The 16,497-nt window shown below is 61.7% G+C and carries 13 protein-coding genes; 6 read left to right on the top strand and 7 right to left on the bottom strand.

Annotated elements, in window-relative coordinates:
• Nucleotides 1-17 precede the first annotated feature (17 nt).
• The 3 genes from C4J92_RS19475 to C4J92_RS19465 are packed head-to-tail and all read right to left on the bottom strand — an operon-like array spanning nt 18 to nt 3,078.
• Nucleotides 18-1,004 (bottom strand): alpha-L-glutamate ligase-like protein, encoded by a 987-nt coding sequence (locus C4J92_RS19475; protein WP_124404972.1) that lies wholly within the window; start codon nt 1,002-1,004, stop codon nt 18-20.
• A complete protein-coding gene (locus C4J92_RS19470) occupies nt 1,004-2,536 on the bottom strand; it encodes an inactive transglutaminase family protein (RefSeq protein WP_124363949.1) in 1,533 nt (510 codons plus the stop codon). The genes C4J92_RS19475 and C4J92_RS19470 overlap by 1 nt, the downstream gene beginning before the upstream one ends.
• Nucleotides 2,537-2,541: 5 nt before the next feature.
• The gene (locus C4J92_RS19465) at nt 2,542-3,078 is read right to left on the bottom strand and encodes an ATP-dependent zinc protease (protein WP_124367970.1); all 537 of its coding nucleotides are present in this window, start codon (nt 3,076-3,078) and stop codon (nt 2,542-2,544) included.
• Nucleotides 3,079-3,344: 266 nt separating this feature from the next.
• Between C4J92_RS19465 and C4J92_RS19460 the strand changes: the two genes are divergently transcribed.
• The 6 genes from C4J92_RS19460 to prpD all read left to right on the top strand — a co-directional run bounded on the left by C4J92_RS19460 (nt 3,345) and on the right by prpD (nt 11,786).
• Nucleotides 3,345-4,043 (top strand): GntR family transcriptional regulator, encoded by a 699-nt coding sequence (locus C4J92_RS19460; protein WP_124404971.1) that lies wholly within the window; start codon nt 3,345-3,347, stop codon nt 4,041-4,043.
• A gap of 13 nt (nt 4,044-4,056) precedes the next feature.
• Nucleotides 4,057-4,950, top strand: coding sequence for a methylisocitrate lyase (prpB, locus tag C4J92_RS19455; protein ID WP_124363946.1), 894 nt, complete (start codon nt 4,057-4,059; stop codon nt 4,948-4,950).
• Between the two features lie 42 nt (nt 4,951-4,992).
• Nucleotides 4,993-6,120: a 2-methylcitrate synthase gene (gene prpC / locus C4J92_RS19450; protein ID WP_124404970.1), complete on the top strand. Its 1,128-nt coding sequence runs from the start codon at nt 4,993-4,995 to the stop codon at nt 6,118-6,120.
• 189 nt (nt 6,121-6,309) lie between these two features.
• A complete protein-coding gene (gene acnD, locus C4J92_RS19445; RefSeq protein WP_124404969.1) occupies nt 6,310-8,904 on the top strand; it encodes a Fe/S-dependent 2-methylisocitrate dehydratase AcnD in 2,595 nt (864 codons plus the stop codon).
• Between the two features lie 10 nt (nt 8,905-8,914).
• Complete coding sequence (gene prpF / locus C4J92_RS19440) at nt 8,915-10,105, top strand: 2-methylaconitate cis-trans isomerase PrpF (protein WP_124404968.1); 1,191 nt, start codon at nt 8,915-8,917, stop codon at nt 10,103-10,105.
• Nucleotides 10,106-10,301: 196 nt separating this feature from the next.
• Entirely contained in the window at nt 10,302-11,786 is a 1,485-nt protein-coding gene (gene prpD / locus C4J92_RS19435; RefSeq protein ID WP_124404967.1) for a 2-methylcitrate dehydratase, read from the top strand.
• 147 nt (nt 11,787-11,933) lie between these two features.
• Here the strand turns inward: prpD and C4J92_RS19430 are convergent, their stop codons facing one another.
• The 4 genes from C4J92_RS19430 to moeB are packed head-to-tail and all read right to left on the bottom strand — an operon-like array spanning nt 11,934 to nt 16,489.
• Nucleotides 11,934-12,665, bottom strand: coding sequence for an alanyl-tRNA editing protein (locus tag C4J92_RS19430; protein ID WP_124404966.1), 732 nt, complete (start codon nt 12,663-12,665; stop codon nt 11,934-11,936).
• A gap of 2 nt (nt 12,666-12,667) precedes the next feature.
• Nucleotides 12,668-13,660 carry a serine O-acetyltransferase gene (locus C4J92_RS19425; RefSeq protein ID WP_124404965.1) on the bottom strand — a complete coding sequence of 331 codons (993 nt, stop codon included), beginning with the start codon at nt 13,658-13,660 and terminating at the stop codon, nt 12,668-12,670.
• Nucleotides 13,661-13,697: 37 nt separating this feature from the next.
• Nucleotides 13,698-14,612, bottom strand: a complete 915-nt coding sequence (locus C4J92_RS19420) for a PLP-dependent cysteine synthase family protein (protein WP_124404964.1) — start codon at nt 14,610-14,612, stop codon at nt 13,698-13,700.
• 14 nt (nt 14,613-14,626) lie between these two features.
• The gene (gene moeB, locus C4J92_RS19415; protein WP_124404963.1) at nt 14,627-16,489 is read right to left on the bottom strand and encodes a molybdopterin-synthase adenylyltransferase MoeB; all 1,863 of its coding nucleotides are present in this window, start codon (nt 16,487-16,489) and stop codon (nt 14,627-14,629) included.
• Nucleotides 16,490-16,497: the final 8 nt, after the last annotated feature.

Below are 16,497 nucleotides of genomic sequence, written 5' to 3'. Positions count from 1 at the left end.
ACAGTTCGAAGGCCGGATCAGCCTTCCACGGGCGGTATATGGCCAAACATCTCTTGTACGAACTTCACCCGTTCTTCCGGCGTTTCGCTCACGCCAGCGGCTTTCAGCTCTTCCAGTCGCGCCTCCACCGCATGGGTGCGCAGAGTCAGGCCGCAGTCGTTGGCGATCTGGATATTCAGCCCCGGCCGCGCGTTCAATTCCAGGATCAGCGGGCCTTTTTCCTGGTCCAGCACCATGTCCACACCGATATAGCCCAGGCCGCACAGTTCATAGCAGCCGGCCGCCAGCTTCATGAAGCCGTCCCAGTTGGGCAGTTGTACGCCGTCCACCGCGTTGGTGGTATCGGGGTGCTTGGTGATGATGTTGTTCAGCCAGGTGCCACGCAAGGTCAGGCCGGTGGCGAGGTCTACACCCACACCTATCGCGCCCTGGTGCAGGTTGGCCTTGCCACCGGACTGGCGCGTTGGCAAGCGCAGCATCGCCATCACCGGGTAGCCCATCAGCACGATGATGCGGATGTCCGGAACGCCTTCGTAGCTGATGCTCTTGAAGATCTGGTCGGGTACCACGCGGTATTCGATCAAGGCGCGATCGCGGTGGCCGCCGAGGGAGTACAGGCCGGTGAGAATGCTGGAAATCTGGTGCTCGATTTCCTCATGGCTGATGATCTTGCCGGACACCGTGCGATAGCGCCCCTCAAAGCGGTCCGCCACCACCAGGATGCCGTCGCCGCCGGCGCCCTGGGCGGGCTTGATCACGAAGTCGCTGCGCCCACCGATGATTGCGTCGAGCTTGTCGATTTCCTTCTCGGTGGAGATGACTCCATACATTTCAGGTACGTGAATACCGGCCGCCATGGCCCGTTCCTTGGTGATGATCTTGTCATCCACGATCGGGTACAGGCTGCGCTTGTTGTACTTGAGCACGTAGTCGGCGTTACGCCGGTTGATGCCCATGATCCCGCGCGCTTCCAGGGCCTTCCAGGTCTTCCAGAAGCCGAACATCAGGAGTCAGCCTTCAGGAATGCCTTGAAACGTACCAGTTCGGTCAGGCGGTAGCCGCGATAACGACCCATGGCCAGCATGAAGCCCACCAGGATCAGCAGGATCGCCGGGAAGGTGAACACGAAGTAGATCAGCTCCGGCACGCTCATGATGATGTGCGCCAGGGATGCCGCGAACAGCGTGCCGATCGCCACTTTCAGCGCATGGTTGGCGCCGCGCTCTTCCCAGGTGATCGACAGGCGTTCGATGGTCATGGTCAGGATCACCATCGGGAACAGCGCCACCGACAGGCCTCGCTCCAGGCCCAGCTTGTGGCTGAACAGGCTGATGGCGGCAATCAGCACCACCACGAAGGTCAGCACCACCGACAGCCTCGGCAGCATCTGCAGTTTCAAGTGCTCAAGGTAGGACCTGAGCGACAGCCCCAGCGCGGTAATGATTGTAAACAGCACAATCCCGAAACCCAGTTGCGTCTCGCGGAAGGCCAGGGCAATCAGCACCGGGGTAAAGGTGCCGAGGGTCTGCAGGCCGATCAGGTTGCGCAGGATCAGGATCACCAGCACGCCAATCGGGATCATCACCATGATCATGAACGTCTGCTGGGTTTGCAGCGGCAGGCCGTACAGCGAGTATTCGAGGAAGTTGGCGTCGGTGTTTTCGTCGGTCAGCTTGGCCAGGCGAATCGCGTTCATTTCGCTGTTGTTCAGGCTGAAGGTCACCATGGCTTTCTTGCCGCCATCGACCGTGATCAGGTTTTCATCGCCGGTCCACCACAGCAAGCGGTCGGCGGGCAGGCCTTGTTCACCGGTTTCCGGGTTGAAGTACAGCCAGTCATTCCCGTTGAAGCTGCGCAGCCACAGTTCCGGAGATTGCGGCTGGTCGGCGACGAGGCGAATGGTATGGACTTTTTCCACCGGTACGTGGGCGATGGACAGCAGCAATTCAACGATCTTGGCCTTGTGCGACGTCGACGGGTCGCCCGCCAGCAGCAGTTTCACATTGTCGTCGTTGAGGTTGTTGGTGCGCTTGATGGCTTCGGTAATAAAGGTCTCGACGTCTGCCGAGTGCTGGCGAATCGGCGCGAGCAAGGCTTCGGCGGCGATTTTTTCCGGCCCTTCCACGGCGATGCTGTCGCGGAACGTCGGGCCCTTGATCTTGACCTTTTCACCGCTGTAGCGCTTGGTCAGCACCAGGCGGTAATACAGGGTCTGGTTGCCCTTGGCGCGGCGCGCCGACCAGGTGACCTTGCGGTTGCCGTCGGCGCGATTGACGCTCACCCCGTAGTTGTTCGAAATAAAGCTCTCATTGAGGCTGACGAAGTCGCGGCTCAACGGCGGCACGAACATCGAAACCTTGACCGGGTCCTTGGGGTTGGCGACGAACTCGACCTTCGCGTCGATGTTCCACAAGTCATCGGTGGCGTCCTCGGTGACAGGGATGCCCAGCACGAAGATCTGGTAGGCGGTGACCGAAATACCCAGCACCACCAAAATGGTGATCAGGATTTTCAGGTGCAGGGTCAGAGAGCGCATTCGGTTTACTCGGCGGTATGAGCGTCGGCGGCGCAGGCAGGTTTGCCTGCTGCATATTTAAGGCTGGGGTCGATCAGCGCATCAAAGCGCTTGAGCGCTTCGGAGCCGATCAGCAGCGGGTATTGGAAGGTGCTGCGGTCAGTCAAGTTCACTTCGATGCTGCGTAAAGCGCTGCCCATGCAGATATCCAGGGCAATCACCGGACGAGCGGTGTACTGCTTGTCCTCCTCAGGATCGTAATCACCGGCACGGCGCTTGATCTTGCTGACGCGGGCCAATGGACGTTCGATGGGGTGGGAATGGGCGGCATCGATGGCCAGGTAGAAGCGTACCCAGGATTCCCCGTTGCGCTTGAAGCGTTTGATATCGCGTGCACTCAGCGAGGCGGTCTTGGCGCCTGTGTCGAGCTTGGCCGCGACTTCCAGGTCGAGGCCCGCCAGCTTGGCATATTCATTCAGGCCATACACGGTCTTCTCGGCGGCAACGCCAAGGCTCGGCAGGGACAGTAGGCATAACAGTAGGGGGAAGGGCTTGAGTCTCATAATTCCTGAGGCGATGCAGTGCGAAATTCAAGGCGACTGGCATTACTGCGCAAGCTCCCTCGTGCGCCATTTCATCTCGCGATGTCAGGCAAATGCGGCGGGCATTCTAACATGATGCTTTTTTGGCGCCAGCGCTGGCAGGCGGCCATGCTCGTGCACGCGCGCTGAAGGTTATTAGACGATTGTCGACAATGTTGATTTATTCTTTGACTAAGTGGGGGTAATTGGCTAGTTTTTGCAGCATTGCTTTTAAAGGTGTCGACAATATGCTGGATCAATCGGAATCTCCGCCGGCGCTGTCGGACGAATCCCAAACTATGTCGGAAAACGTCTTCCGGCGAATCCAGGCCGCCATCGTCAAGGGCGAGATCGCCCCAGGCTCCAAGATTTCCGAACCGGAGCTGGCGCGCACCTATGGCATCAGCCGTGGCCCGCTGCGCGAGGCGATTCACCGCCTGGAAGGCCAGCGCCTGCTGGTGCGGGTGCCCCACGTCGGCGCCCGCGTGGTGTCGTTGAGCCACGCCGAGCTGGTCGAGCTCTATGAAATCCGCGAGTCATTGGAAGGCATGGCGTGCCGGCTGGCGGCCGAGCGCATGACCGATGCGGAAATCGAAGAGCTGCGCGAGGTATTGCACACCCACGAGCGGGATGCTGCGTTTCAGGCCGGTGTCGGCTATTACCAGCAGGAGGGCGACTTCGATTTTCATTACCGGATCATCCAGGGCGCCGGCAACCGCACCCTGACCCAGATGCTCTGCGGCGAGCTATACCAATTGGTGCGCATGTACCGTATCCAGTTTTCCGCCACCCCCAATCGTCCACGCCAGGCCTTTGCCGAGCATCACCGCATTCTTGACGCGATTGCCGATCGCGACGGTGAACTGGCCGAACTGTTGATGCGCCGGCATATCGGCGCTTCCAAACGCAACATCGCCCGTCACTTTCCGGACGGCGCTCCCCAATAAATAGAGGTGAGTCATGAGTTCCACGAACAACAGCACCCCAGGCCAGCGTTTCCGTGACGCGGTCGCCAGTGAACAGCCGTTGCAGGTGGTCGGCGCAATCAACGCCAACCACGCCTTGCTGGCCAAACGCGCCGGCTTCAAGGCGATTTACCTGTCCGGTGGCGGCGTGGCTGCAGGCTCCCTGGGTGTTCCGGACCTGGGCATCACCGGCCTGGATGACGTGCTGACCGACGTACGCCGCATCACTGACGTATGCGACCTGCCGCTGCTGGTGGACGTGGACACCGGTTTCGGTTCCTCGGCGTTCAACGTGGCGCGCACCGTCAAGTCGATGATCAAGTTCGGCGCGGCGGCCATCCACATCGAAGACCAGGTCGGCGCCAAGCGCTGCGGCCATCGGCCCAACAAGGAGATCGTGTCCCTGCAGGAAATGGTCGACCGCATCAAGGCCGCCGTGGACGCACGCACCGATGACAGCTTCGTGATCATGGCCCGCACCGACGCCCTGGCCGTGGAAGGTTTGGAATCCGCCCTGGAGCGCGCCGCCGCGTGCATCGAGGCCGGTGCCGACATGGTGTTCCCGGAAGCCATCACTGAACTTGAGATGTACAAGCTGTTCGCCTCGCGGGTGAAAGCGCCGATCCTGGCCAACATCACCGAATTCGGCGCGACCCCGCTGTTCACCACCGAACAGTTGAAATCTGCCGATGTTTCCATCGTGCTGTACCCGCTCTCGGCCTTCCGCGCCATGAACAAGGCCGCCGAGAACGTCTACACCGCGATCCGTCGCGACGGTACGCAACAGAACGTGATCGACACCATGCAAACCCGCATGGAGCTTTACGATCGTATCGACTACCACACCTTCGAGCAGAAGCTCGACGCGCTGTTTGCCGCGAAAAAGTAAAGCGCGCGCCTCCCTGAATAACGACAAAATTGGAGAAGAACCATGGCTGAAGCAAAAGTATTGAGTGGTGCCGGCCTGCGTGGCCAGGTGGCCGGGCAGACCGCACTGTCGACCGTCGGCCAGGCCGGCGCCGGCTTGACCTATCGCGGCTATGACGTGCGTGAACTGGCCGCCGATGCGCAATTTGAAGAAGTCGCCTACCTGCTGCTGTACGGCGAGCTGCCGACCAGCACCGAACTGGCGGCCTACAGCGCCAGGCTGAGCCAGCTGCGCGACTTGCCGCAAGCGTTGAAAGAAGTGCTGGAACGCATCCCCGCCGACGCCCACCCGATGGACGTGATGCGCACCGGTTGCTCGTTCCTGGGCAATATCGAGCCGGAAAAAGACTTCAGCGTGCAGCGTGACGTCACCGACCGCCTGCTCGCCGCGTTCCCGGCGATCATGTGCTACTGGTACCGCTTCAGCCACGACGGCAAGCGCATCGACTGCGTCACCGACGAGCCCAGTATCGGCGGGCACTTCCTGCACCTGCTGCATGGCAAGAAGCCGAGCGATCTGCACGTCAAAGTGATGAACGTGTCGCTGATCCTCTATGCCGAGCACGAATTCAACGCCTCGACCTTCACTGCCCGGGTGTGCGCCTCGACCTTGTCCGACCTGTATTCCTGCGTCACCGCCGCCATCGGTTCCCTGCGCGGCCCGCTGCACGGCGGCGCCAACGAAGCGGCGATGGAGATGATCGAGCGTTTCGGTTCGGCCGAAGAGGCCGTCGAAGGCACCCTCGGCATGCTGGCGCGTAAGGACAAGATCATGGGCTTTGGCCACGCCATCTACAAAGACAACGACCCGCGCAATGAAGTGATCAAGGGTTGGTCGAAAAAACTCGCTGACGAAGTGGGCGACACGGTGCTTTTTGCGGTTTCCGAAGCCATCGACAAGACCATGTGGGAGCAGAAGAAGCTGTTCCCCAACGCCGACTTCTACCATGCCTCGGCGTACCACTTCATGGGCATCCCGACCAAGCTGTTCACGCCGATCTTCGTTTGTTCGCGGCTCACCGGCTGGGCGGCGCACGTGTTCGAGCAACGCGCCAATAACCGCATCATTCGTCCAAGCGCCGAGTACACCGGCGTTGAGCAGCGCAAGTTCGTGCCAATCGAACGTCGCTGAAGATCGACGATCCTGAAGTGGTAACCGAATCAAATGTGGGAGGGGGCCTGCCCCCGATAGCAATCTGTCAGCCGATACAGCAGGCACTGAACCACCGCTATCGGGGGCAAGCCCCCTCCCACATTTTGATTGCATTTCACACCTGGATCAGTCGGCTCCTTTTGTAATCACCGTGACCGAGTCCTGACGATGAACACTGAATTTCGCAAACCGCTTCCCGGCAGCCGCCTGGATTACTTCGACGCCCGCGCGGCTGTCGAGGCAATCACTCCCGGCGCCTACGCCACCTTGCCGTATACCTCCCGCGTACTCGCGGAAAACCTGGTGCGTCGTTGCGACCCGGCCACCCTCAATGCTTCCCTGAGCCAGTTGATCGAGCGCAAGCGTGACCTCGATTTCCCATGGTTCCCGGCCCGCGTGGTGTGCCATGACATCCTCGGCCAGACCGCCCTGGTAGACCTCGCCGGCCTGCGCGACGCCATCGCCCTGCAAGGCGGCGATCCGGCGCAGGTCAACCCGGTGGTGCCGACCCAGTTGATCGTCGACCACTCCCTGGCTGTCGAAGCCGGTGGCGCCGACCCGCAGGCGTTCGAAAAGAACCGCGCCATTGAAGACCGCCGCAACGAAGATCGCTTCCACTTTATCGAGTGGACCAAAAAGGCCTTCAAGAACGTCGACGTGATCCCGCCCGGCAACGGCATCATGCACCAGATCAACCTGGAGAAAATGTCACCGGTGATTCAGGTGCGCGACGGTGTGGCCTTCCCGGACACCTGCGTCGGCACTGACAGCCACACTCCGCATGTGGATGCCCTGGGCGTGATCGCCATCGGGGTCGGCGGCCTTGAAGCCGAAAGCGTGATGCTCGGGCGTGCCTCATGGATGCGTCTGCCGGAAATTGTTGGGGTGGAGCTGACCGGCAAGCTGCAGCCGGGCATCACCGCCACCGATATGGTGCTGGCGCTGACCGAGTTCCTGCGCCAACAGAAAGTCGTCGGTGCGTGGCTGGAGTTCTTCGGTGAAGGCGCTTCGGCCCTGACCTTGGGCGACCGTGCGACCATCTCCAACATGGCCCCGGAATACGGCGCCACCGCGGCGATGTTCTACATCGACCAGCAGACGATTGCCTACCTGAAGCTCACCGGTCGCGAAGAGGAACAGGTCGCCCTGGTGGAACAGTACGCACGCCACACCGGGCTGTGGGCTGACGAGCTGAAAGGCGCGCAATATGAGCGCGGCCTGAGGTTCCACCTGTCCAGCGTGGTGCGCAACATGGCGGGCCCGAGCAACCCTCACGCCCGTGTCGCCACCCGTGACCTGGCGGCCAAAGGCATCAGCGGCCAGTGGGACGACGTGCCGGGGCAAATGCCCGACGGCGCCGTGATCATTGCCGCCATCACCAGTTGCACCAACACCAGCAACCCGCGCAACGTGATCGCCGCCGGCCTGCTGGCGCGCAACGCCAACCGGCTCGGGCTGACGCGCAAGCCGTGGGTCAAGTCGTCCCTGGCGCCGGGCTCGAAAACCGTGGCCATGTACCTGGAAGAAGCCGGCCTGGGGCATGAGCTGGAAAAACTCGGTTTCGGCGTGGTGGCCTTCGCGTGCACAACCTGCAACGGCATGTCCGGTGCGCTCGACCCGGTGATCCAGCAGGAAATCATCGACCGCGACCTCTACGCCACCGCTGTGCTGTCCGGTAACCGCAACTTCGATGGGCGTATTCATCCGTACGCCAAGCAGGCCTTTCTCGCTTCGCCGCCGCTGGTAGTGGCCTATGCGATTGCCGGCACCATCCGTTTCGATATCGAGAAAGACGTGCTCGGGCTCGACGTCGACGGCAAGGAAATCCGCCTGCAGGACATCTGGCCGAGCGACGAAGAGATCGACGCAGTGGTCAAGGCCTCGGTCAAGCCGGAACAGTTTCGCGCCGTGTACATCCCGATGTTCGCGATTCACGAAGACACCGGTCCCAAAGTCACCCCGCTGTACGACTGGCGCCCGCAAAGCACCTATATTCGCCGCCCGCCGTATTGGGAAGGCGCCTTGGCCGGCGCACGTCCGCTCAAGGGCATGCGCCCGCTGGCCGTGCTGCCGGACAACATCACCACCGACCACCTGTCGCCCTCCAACGCGATCATGCCGGACAGCGCCGCCGGCGAGTACCTGGCGAAAATGGGCTTGCCGGAAGTTGACTTCAACTCCTACGCGACTCACAGGGGCGACCACCTGACCGCACAGCGCGCCACCTTCGCCAACCCGAAACTGTTCAACGAAATGGTGCAGGAAAACGGCAAGGTCAAGCAGGGCTCCCTGGCGCGTATCGAGCCGGAAGGCACGGTCACGCGCATGTGGGAAGCCATCGAAACCTACATGGAACGCAAGCAGCCGCTGATCATTATCGCGGGCGCCGACTATGGCCAGGGTTCGTCCCGCGACTGGGCGGCCAAGGGCGTGCGCCTGGCCGGTGTGGAAGCGATCGCCGCCGAAGGTTTCGAGCGCATCCACCGCACCAACCTGGTCGGCATGGGCGTGTTGCCCCTGGAATTCTTGCCGGGCACCGACCGCCACACCCTCAAGATCGATGGCAGCGAAACCTATGACGTGGTCGGCGAACGCACGCCGCGCGCGCAATTGACCCTGGTGATCAACCGCAGGAATGGCGAGCGTGTCGAAGTGCCGGTGACCTGCCGGCTGGACACCGCTGAAGAAGTGTCGATCTACGAGGCGGGCGGCGTGTTGCAACGTTTTGCCCAGGACTTCCTGGAATCGGCGGCGACGGCCTGAGGGGTTAACCATGGCACACGTAGCGCAAATCAAGATCCCCGCCACCTATATGCGTGGCGGCACCAGCAAGGGGGTTTTCTTCAGTCTCGAGGACCTGCCGCCCTCGGCGCAGGTACCGGGCGCTGCCCGCGACGCCTTGCTGTTGCGGGTGATCGGCAGCCCCGACCCCTATGACAAGCAAATCGATGGCATGGGCGGCGCCACGTCCAGCACCAGCAAAACCGTGATCCTGGCCAAGAGCACGTGTGCCGGGCACGACGTGGATTACCTGTTCGGCCAGGTGTCCATCGACAAGCCGTTTGTCGACTGGAGTGGCAACTGCGGCAACCTCTCGGCGGCGGTTGGTTCGTTCGCGATCAGCGCCGGCCTGGTCGACCCGGGCCGCGTGCCCCACAACGGCGTGGCCGTGGTGCGCATATGGCAAGCCAATATCGGCAAGACCATCATCGCCCATGTGCCGATCACCGACGGCGCTGTGCAGGAAACCGGTGATTTTGAACTGGATGGCGTGACCTTTCCGGCCGCCGAAGTGCAGCTGGAATTCATCGACCCGGCGGCGGAAGAAGAGGGCGGTGGTGGCTCGATGTTCCCTACCGGCAACCTGATCGATGAGCTGGAAGTGCCCGGTGTCGGCACCTTCAAGGCCACCCTGATCAACGCCGGCATCCCGACGATTTTTATCAATGCCCAAGACCTCGGCTACACCGGCACTGAATTGCAAGGCGCGGTCAACGGCGACCCGAAAGCCCTGGCGATGTTCGAGACCGTGCGTGCCTATGGCGCGTTGCGCATGGGCTTGATCAAGCACCTGGACGAAGCAGCCCTGCGCCAGCACACGCCGAAGCTGGCGTTTGTGGCCAAGCCTGCGGATTACGTGGCGTCCAGTGGCAAGGCGATCAAGGCCGGCGATGTGGATTTGCTGGTGCGGGCGTTGTCCATGGGCAAATTGCACCACGCAATGATGGGCACGGCGGCGGTGGCGATCGGCACGGCGGCGGCGATTTCCGGCACCCTGGTCAACCAGGCGGCCGGTGGCGTGGAACGCAATGCCGTGCGCTTCGGGCATCCATCGGGCACCTTGCGCGTCGGTGCCGAGGCGACTCAAGTGAACGGTGAATGGGTGGTGAAGAAAGCCATCATGAGCCGTAGTGCGCGGGTGTTGATGGAGGGTTTCGTGCGCGTTCCCGGTGACTCATTCTAAAACCTGGCACTGAGCTTTATGTGGGAGGGGGCTTGCTCCCGATAGCGGTGTGCCAGTCGACACATTCATCAACTGACCCACCCCCATCGGGAGCAAGCCCCCTCCCACATGGGATCTATTCCAAGGCAGGCAACCAGACCTGCCCTGATGATTAATCGTGACCCTGAGGAATAAACCACCTTTTTGGAGAACTGCCATGAACGCCAACGTCGACCAGAACAATCGCCCCGACTACGATCAGGTCCTGCAGGACATTGCCGATTATGTCCTCACCTACCGGATCGAGTCCGAGGCCGCACTGGACACCGCCCGCAACTGCCTGATGGACACCCTCGGTTGCGGCCTGCTGGCCTTGCGCTTCCCTGAGTGCACCAAGCACCTGGGGCCGCTCGTCGAGGGCACCGTGGTTCCGTTCGGGGCACGGGTGCCGGGCACTTCGTTGCGGTTGGACCCGGTCAAGGCCGCCTGGGACATCGGCTGCATCGTGCGCTGGCTCGACTACAACGACACCTGGCTCGCGGCTGAATGGGGCCACCCTTCGGACAACTTGGGCGGCATCCTCGCGGTGGCCGATCACCTGTCGCAAAAACGCGTGGCCCATGGTGACACACCGCTGACCGTACGCGCCGTACTGGAAGCCATGATCATGGCCCACGAAATCCAGGGCGTGATTGCCCTGGAAAACGCCTTCAATCGCGTCGGCCTCGACCATGTGCTGCTGGTGAAAGTCGCCTCGACGGCAGTCACCGCCAAGCTGATGGGCGCCAACCGTGAGCAATTGCTCGCGGCGTTATCCCATGCGTTCGTCGATGGGCAGGCGTTGCGCACTTACCGCCATGCGCCGAACGCCGGTTCGCGCAAATCCTGGGCGGCGGGCGATGCGTCGAGTCGCGGGGTGCGCCTGGCGGATATCGCATTGCGCGGCGAGATGGGTATCCCCGGCGTGCTGAGCGCGCCACAGTGGGGGTTCTACGACGTATTGTTCAGCCATACCAACAAGGATCTGGCCCTCAAACCTGAAGAGCAACGCAGGTTCAGCCTGTCCCAGCCCTACGGCACCTACGTGATGGAAAACGTGCTGTTCAAGATCAGCTTTCCCGCTGAATTCCATGCGCAGACGGCCTGCGAAGCGGCGGTGACCTTGCATCCATTGGTGAGGAACCGCCTGCATGCAATCGAGCGCATCGTGATCACCACCCACGAGTCGGCGATTCGCATCATTTCCAAGGTTGGCCCGTTGGCCAACGCGGCGGACCGCGACCATTGCCTGCAATACATGACTGCCGTGCCGTTGGCCTTCGGCGACTTGGTGGCCGAGCACTATGAGGATCAATTCCATGCCGCCCACCCGATCATCGATGAGCTGCGCGGGAAAATGGTGATCGTCGAAGACCCTCGTTACAGCCGCGAATATCTGCAGGCCGACAAGCGCTCCATCGCCAATGCGCTGCAGGTGTTCTTCATCGATGGCACCTGCACCGAGCAGGTGGCGGTGGAATATCCGATTGGCCATCGTCGTCGGCGGGAGGATGGAATCCCGCTGCTGGAAGACAAGTTCAAAGCCAACCTGGCGACGCGGTTTGCCGCGCACCGCAGCGCCGAGATTTTCGCCTTGTGCAAGGACCAGGCACGGCTGGAAGCGACCCCCGTCAACCGCTTCATGGACCTGTTCATGATCTGAAAAACACCACACAACCCAATGTGGGAGGGGGCTTGCTCCCGATAGCGGTGGATCAGCCAATGAACCTGTTGACTGACACTCTGCTATCGGGAGCAAGCCCCCTTCCACATTGTTTTTGCATTGTTGCAACTGTCGAGTCAGGCTCAGTTATGACTCGAACCTGAGGATCACCCGACGGTTGTGCTTGCTCTTCTTCTCGATTTTCTCGCAGAACACCCGGCCGATTTCCTCGGTGTTGAGCACATGGGTGCCACCGCACGGCTGGATGTCGATGCCGGGAATTTCAATCACGCGTACCGAGCCTTGGATCACCGGCGGTGCTACCGCCTGGGTGCGGGTGATCTGCAGCAGAGTCGAGTACTCAGAGGCAGGCATCGACAGGGTTTTCACCGCGTGGGCCTGTTCGATCAAGGCGTTAAGGTCACGGGTAATGGTGTCTTTGTCGAGGGTCATTTCCGGCAGGTCGAAATCCAGGCGTCCCTTGTCCGCGCTGATGCTGCAGCCCGTTACGGGCGCGTCGATGATCGAGCACAGCAAGTGCAGGCAAGTATGCATCTTCATATGCTGGTAGCGCCGCTCCCAATCCAGGCCGGCGTCCACCTGGACGCCAGCGGTCAGGTGCGCGGGGCACTGTTCCACCTGATGCCAGATGATCGAGCGCAGCACCGGGTCGCGCACAGTGCCGGTGACCTCCACGCGGGTGCCGTCGGCCAGGGTGAAGTGGCCGGTGTCACCCGGTTGCCCGCCGCCGGTGGGATAGAACAGCGTGTGCTCCAGGGCGACGCCATGCTCGCTGACCGCAATCACCCGGGCGCTGAAGGCGTTTTGATAAGGTGCGCTGTCGAACAGCGCCAGGGTTTCCATGGTATGCACGGACATGTTCAACCTCCGACGATCAGTGGGCTGGATTGCAACAGGTGACGCACCATCGCACTCAAGCCAGGGGGAGAGAGCAGGGTGATTTCGAACGCCGGCCCGCAGACTTTCAGGTTCAGCGGCAGGCGCGGCAGTTGCTCGCCGGTATCGAGGCGGCGCAAGCGAAACTGCAGGTGATGACGCTCTTTCACCGTGGGTTCGAGCATTAGCCCTGGCAGCGGATGGAAGTCGGCGTCCAGCACCGTGACCTTATGGCCGGCATCCACTTCGCCGACGACATGCAGGCGCTCATCCAGGGCGAACGCGCCTAGGTAGCTGCTGTGATCCGATTCATCGTTTTTCTGCAGCTGGATCTGGTTGACCACCTTGACCTTGGTGCCCGCCGGCACGTCCTGGGTAATGACACAGGAGGGGCTGATAAATACGTTGTCGCCGATCTGCACATAGCCCAGCACCCGTGCCCCGGCGCCGACCTCGACATTGTTGCCCAGGCGTGGATGGCGCTTGCCGTCCGGGTTGTTGGCGATACCGCGCGCGCCCAGGGTCACGCCACACAGGATGTAGCAGTCGTTACCGATCTCGCAGGTTTCGCCGATGACCGTGCCGTAGCCATGGTCCAGTACAAAACGCCGGCCGATGCGCGCAGCCGGGTGAATCTCGGCCCCGGAGAGGATTTTGCCCTGGTTGCTGAGCTTGAGGGCGATGCGGGTAAAGACGCCGTGGACGGGCTCCGGGAAATTCCACACCAGGTGCGCAAGCCGGTAGAACAACACCGCCTTGAACGAGGCGTAGGATTCCAGGATCAACTCGCCGCGCCCGCGCGAGGCCGGGTCGCGATAGGCGTAGGCGATCAAGTCCTCGGCCACCGCCTGGGCGGCAGTCTGGATCAGCGGCGCCAGGTGCGGTTCCAGTTGCTTCATCTGCGCAGGCGTCAGGGTTTGGATGAGGTGGGTCAGCAACTCATCGTGCAGCTGTTGCATGTCGATAAAGCCTCCCATGGAGGCACCCCCGCATTCTGGTTGGTTGGGTAACCGGTTATTCGAAACTGGGCAGGTAGCTGTCGGCATTGTCGTAGACCATGGTCAGCACCACCGTTTCGGGCGGCAGTTCCGGGGCGAGTTGGGCGATGGCGACCATGTTGGCGGCCGAAGACAGCCCCAGGCTGATGGCGTCGGTGCGCATAATGCGTTTGATCATCTCCAGGCACGCCGAGTGCGACACCTTGAGCATGCCGTCCAGTACGTCCAGGTTGAGAATGCTCGGGATCAGCCCAATCGACAGGCCCTGGATGGCGTGCGAGGCGTGCTGGTCCTTGAGCAGGTCGCATTCCTCCGGCTCCACGCCCATCACGCGGATCGCCGGCCAGGCGGCCTTGAGGGTTTCGCCGATACCGGTGATATGCCCGCCGGTGCCGATGCCGCTGACGAAGTAGTCCACACGCCGCTCACCGAAGGCGCGGATGATTTCCGGCGCGGTGGTGTCGCGGTGGGTTTGCGGGTTGGCGCCGTTGCGTTGCTGGTTGAGCATCACGTAGTTGGGGTTTTCCAACTGCAGCTCCATGCACTTTTCGCCGTGGGAATTGTTACCGAGGCGGCTGTCCGACAGCACCACCCGGGCGCCGTACAGGCGCAGCAGCTTCTGTTTTTCAGGGCTGTAGTTGTCCGGAATCACCAGCACCACTTTGTAGCCGAGCACATTGCCCGCCATCACCAGGCCGATGCCGGTATTGCCACCGCTGGGTTCGATGATGGTCTGCCCGGAATCGCGCATCAGCACGCCACGGCGTTCGGCGTCGAGGATCATGCCCAGGGCGATACGTGCCTTGTGGCTGCCGCCCGGGTTGAGGGATTCCAGCTTGGCGTAGACCTCGATGCCGAGGTCTTCGGAAAACTGCGCCAGACGTACGATCGGGGTGTGGCCGATCACGTCGAGAATGGAGTTATGCAGCATCAGTCGGCCCCCGATCAGTACAGCGGCATGTCGGGTTCGACGTCGCGCACCCAGTGTTTCATGCCGCCCTGCAGCACCTTGGTATTGGCGAAGCCTGCCGCCAGCAAGGTGCTGGCGGCCTGCTCGGCACGCGTCCCGGCATAGCAGATCAGGTAGTGGGTGTTGTCGCGGCTCAGGCTGTCGAGCTGTTCATCCAGCTCTGCCAGGGGGATGTGCACCACCCCCGGCAATTTGCACACTTCCAGTTCGCTGGCGTCGCGCACGTCGAGCAACACGTCGGCGCTGCGGTGGTTGTCGATCACTTGCTTGAGCACGCGGGGCTTGATGTAGCGTTCCTCGGCGAGGGACGGTTGGCTCGGCACCGCATCCGCGCACAGCGTCGGTGCGACGGCTTCGCTGTGGCGCCGTTCCGAGCAGCACGGGCAGTCGGCACGGCGCTTGAAGCGGATCTCGCTGAATTTCATCGCCAGCGCATCGAAGCGCATCAAGCGGCCGGACAAGGGTTCACCAATACCGATGAGCAATTTGATCGCCTCGGTCGCCTGGATCATCCCGACCACCCCCGGCAGCACGCCGATCACCCCGCCGGCGTTGCAATTGGGCGCCAGTTCCGCAGGCGGTGCACTGGGAAACAGGCAGCGGTAGCAAGGCCCACCTTTATAGTTAAGTACGCTGATTTGCCCGTCGAAACGGTAGATGGCGCCGTACACCAAGGGTTTGCCCAACTGTACACAGGCGTCATTGACCAGGTAGCGGGTCTCGAAATTGTCCGTGCCGTCGATCACCAGGTCATAGGCGCCCACCAGCTCCAGGGCGTTGTCGGCAGTGAGCGCGGTGTTGTGCGCGTTGATCTGGATGTGGCGGTTGAGGTCTTGCAGGCGTTGCTTGGCGGATTCCACCTTGGGCATGCCCAGGGTGCTGTTGCCATGCACGATCTGGCGTTGCAGGTTGCTGCTTTCCACCACGTCGAAGTCCACCAGCCCCAGGGTGCCGATGCCGGCCGCCGCCAGGTAAAGACTGATGGGCGAGCCCAGGCCACCGGTGCCGATGATCAGCACCTTGGCTTTTTTCAGGTTCAACTGACCTTCACGGCCGACGCCGGGCAGGGTGATATGGCGGACGTAGCGTTGCACTTCTTCGTTGCTCAGGGTCTCGACGTCGATGCCGCCGGAGGTGGCGAGCAGCACTTCGATCCGGGCCTTTGCCGGCAAGCTGTCGTCAGCGTCGATCAGCTCCTCCTCGGCGGTGAACAGGAAGTGTTCCTTGAGCTGGTTGTTCTTCTCGTGAAACAGGTGCTGGCGCAACTGTGGGTGACTGTCGCAGAGGTTTTCAATGACTTCGCGCAATGTCGATCCGGCGCCCTCGAGGGTCGATTCCGGCAGCTTGGCCACGCGAACCAGAATGTCAGGGAAAGAGACAGCGTTCATGGACAACTCCGTGTGCAGGTCGTTGAAAGGTTGAAGGGCGAAATGCTTGCCATCCCAGGCAAACAGCTTTGACCCCAGGGCCTGGCCTTGGCGAACATCCACCACCAGGTAACTGACGGGATAGATCGGCTCGCCGAGAAACAGCGCCTTGTCCTGGTCTTCCTCGCTGAAATACGCACCGACATCCGGGTGCGAGTGGTAGATCACCACCACCGGGTTGTCGCTGCGAAACGCTTTGTTCATCAACAAGGTGTCGGCGACTGAAAAGGTGTAGCCGCTGGCCGCGTTGCGCGGGTACATCTGCGGGTTCTTGCGGTGCAACTCGTTCTGGATATTGCTGCCCAGGTACACACTGCCATCGGCGAAGATGAAGCCACAGCATTCCTCGGGATAGCTGCGGCTTGCATGGGCGTAGATCTGTTCCAGGGCTTCGGGGCGGAGCACTTCCATGTTTCTCT

This window comes from Pseudomonas sp. R3-18-08 (assembly GCF_003852065.1).
Classification (GTDB): Bacteria; Pseudomonadota; Gammaproteobacteria; order Pseudomonadales; family Pseudomonadaceae; genus Aquipseudomonas.
The sequence above is the reverse complement of the archived record's forward strand: the minus strand, read 5'-3'. Positions and strand labels throughout refer to the sequence as shown.

Bases quoted from the DNA above. Each gene is read 5' to 3' on its own strand.
- C4J92_RS19475 (WP_124404972.1), bottom strand. From the start codon at position 1,004: ATGTTCGGCTTCTGGAAGACCTGGAAGGCCCTGGAAGCGCGCGGGATC.
- C4J92_RS19470 (WP_124363949.1), bottom strand. From the start codon at position 2,536: ATGCGCTCTCTGACCCTGCACCTGAAAATCCTGATCACCATTTTGGTG.
- C4J92_RS19465 (WP_124367970.1), bottom strand. From the start codon at position 3,078: ATGAGACTCAAGCCCTTCCCCCTACTGTTATGCCTACTGTCCCTGCCG.
- C4J92_RS19460 (WP_124404971.1), top strand. From the start codon at position 3,345: ATGCTGGATCAATCGGAATCTCCGCCGGCGCTGTCGGACGAATCCCAA.
- prpB (WP_124363946.1), top strand. From the start codon at position 4,057: ATGAGTTCCACGAACAACAGCACCCCAGGCCAGCGTTTCCGTGACGCG.
- prpC (WP_124404970.1), top strand. From the start codon at position 4,993: ATGGCTGAAGCAAAAGTATTGAGTGGTGCCGGCCTGCGTGGCCAGGTG.
- acnD (WP_124404969.1), top strand. From the start codon at position 6,310: ATGAACACTGAATTTCGCAAACCGCTTCCCGGCAGCCGCCTGGATTAC.
- prpF (WP_124404968.1), top strand. From the start codon at position 8,915: ATGGCACACGTAGCGCAAATCAAGATCCCCGCCACCTATATGCGTGGC.
- prpD (WP_124404967.1), top strand. From the start codon at position 10,302: ATGAACGCCAACGTCGACCAGAACAATCGCCCCGACTACGATCAGGTC.
- C4J92_RS19430 (WP_124404966.1), bottom strand. From the start codon at position 12,665: ATGTCCGTGCATACCATGGAAACCCTGGCGCTGTTCGACAGCGCACCT.
- C4J92_RS19425 (WP_124404965.1), bottom strand. From the start codon at position 13,660: ATGGGAGGCTTTATCGACATGCAACAGCTGCACGATGAGTTGCTGACC.
- C4J92_RS19420 (WP_124404964.1), bottom strand. From the start codon at position 14,612: ATGCTGCATAACTCCATTCTCGACGTGATCGGCCACACCCCGATCGTA.
- moeB (WP_124404963.1), bottom strand. From the start codon at position 16,489: ATGGAAGTGCTCCGCCCCGAAGCCCTGGAACAGATCTACGCCCATGCA.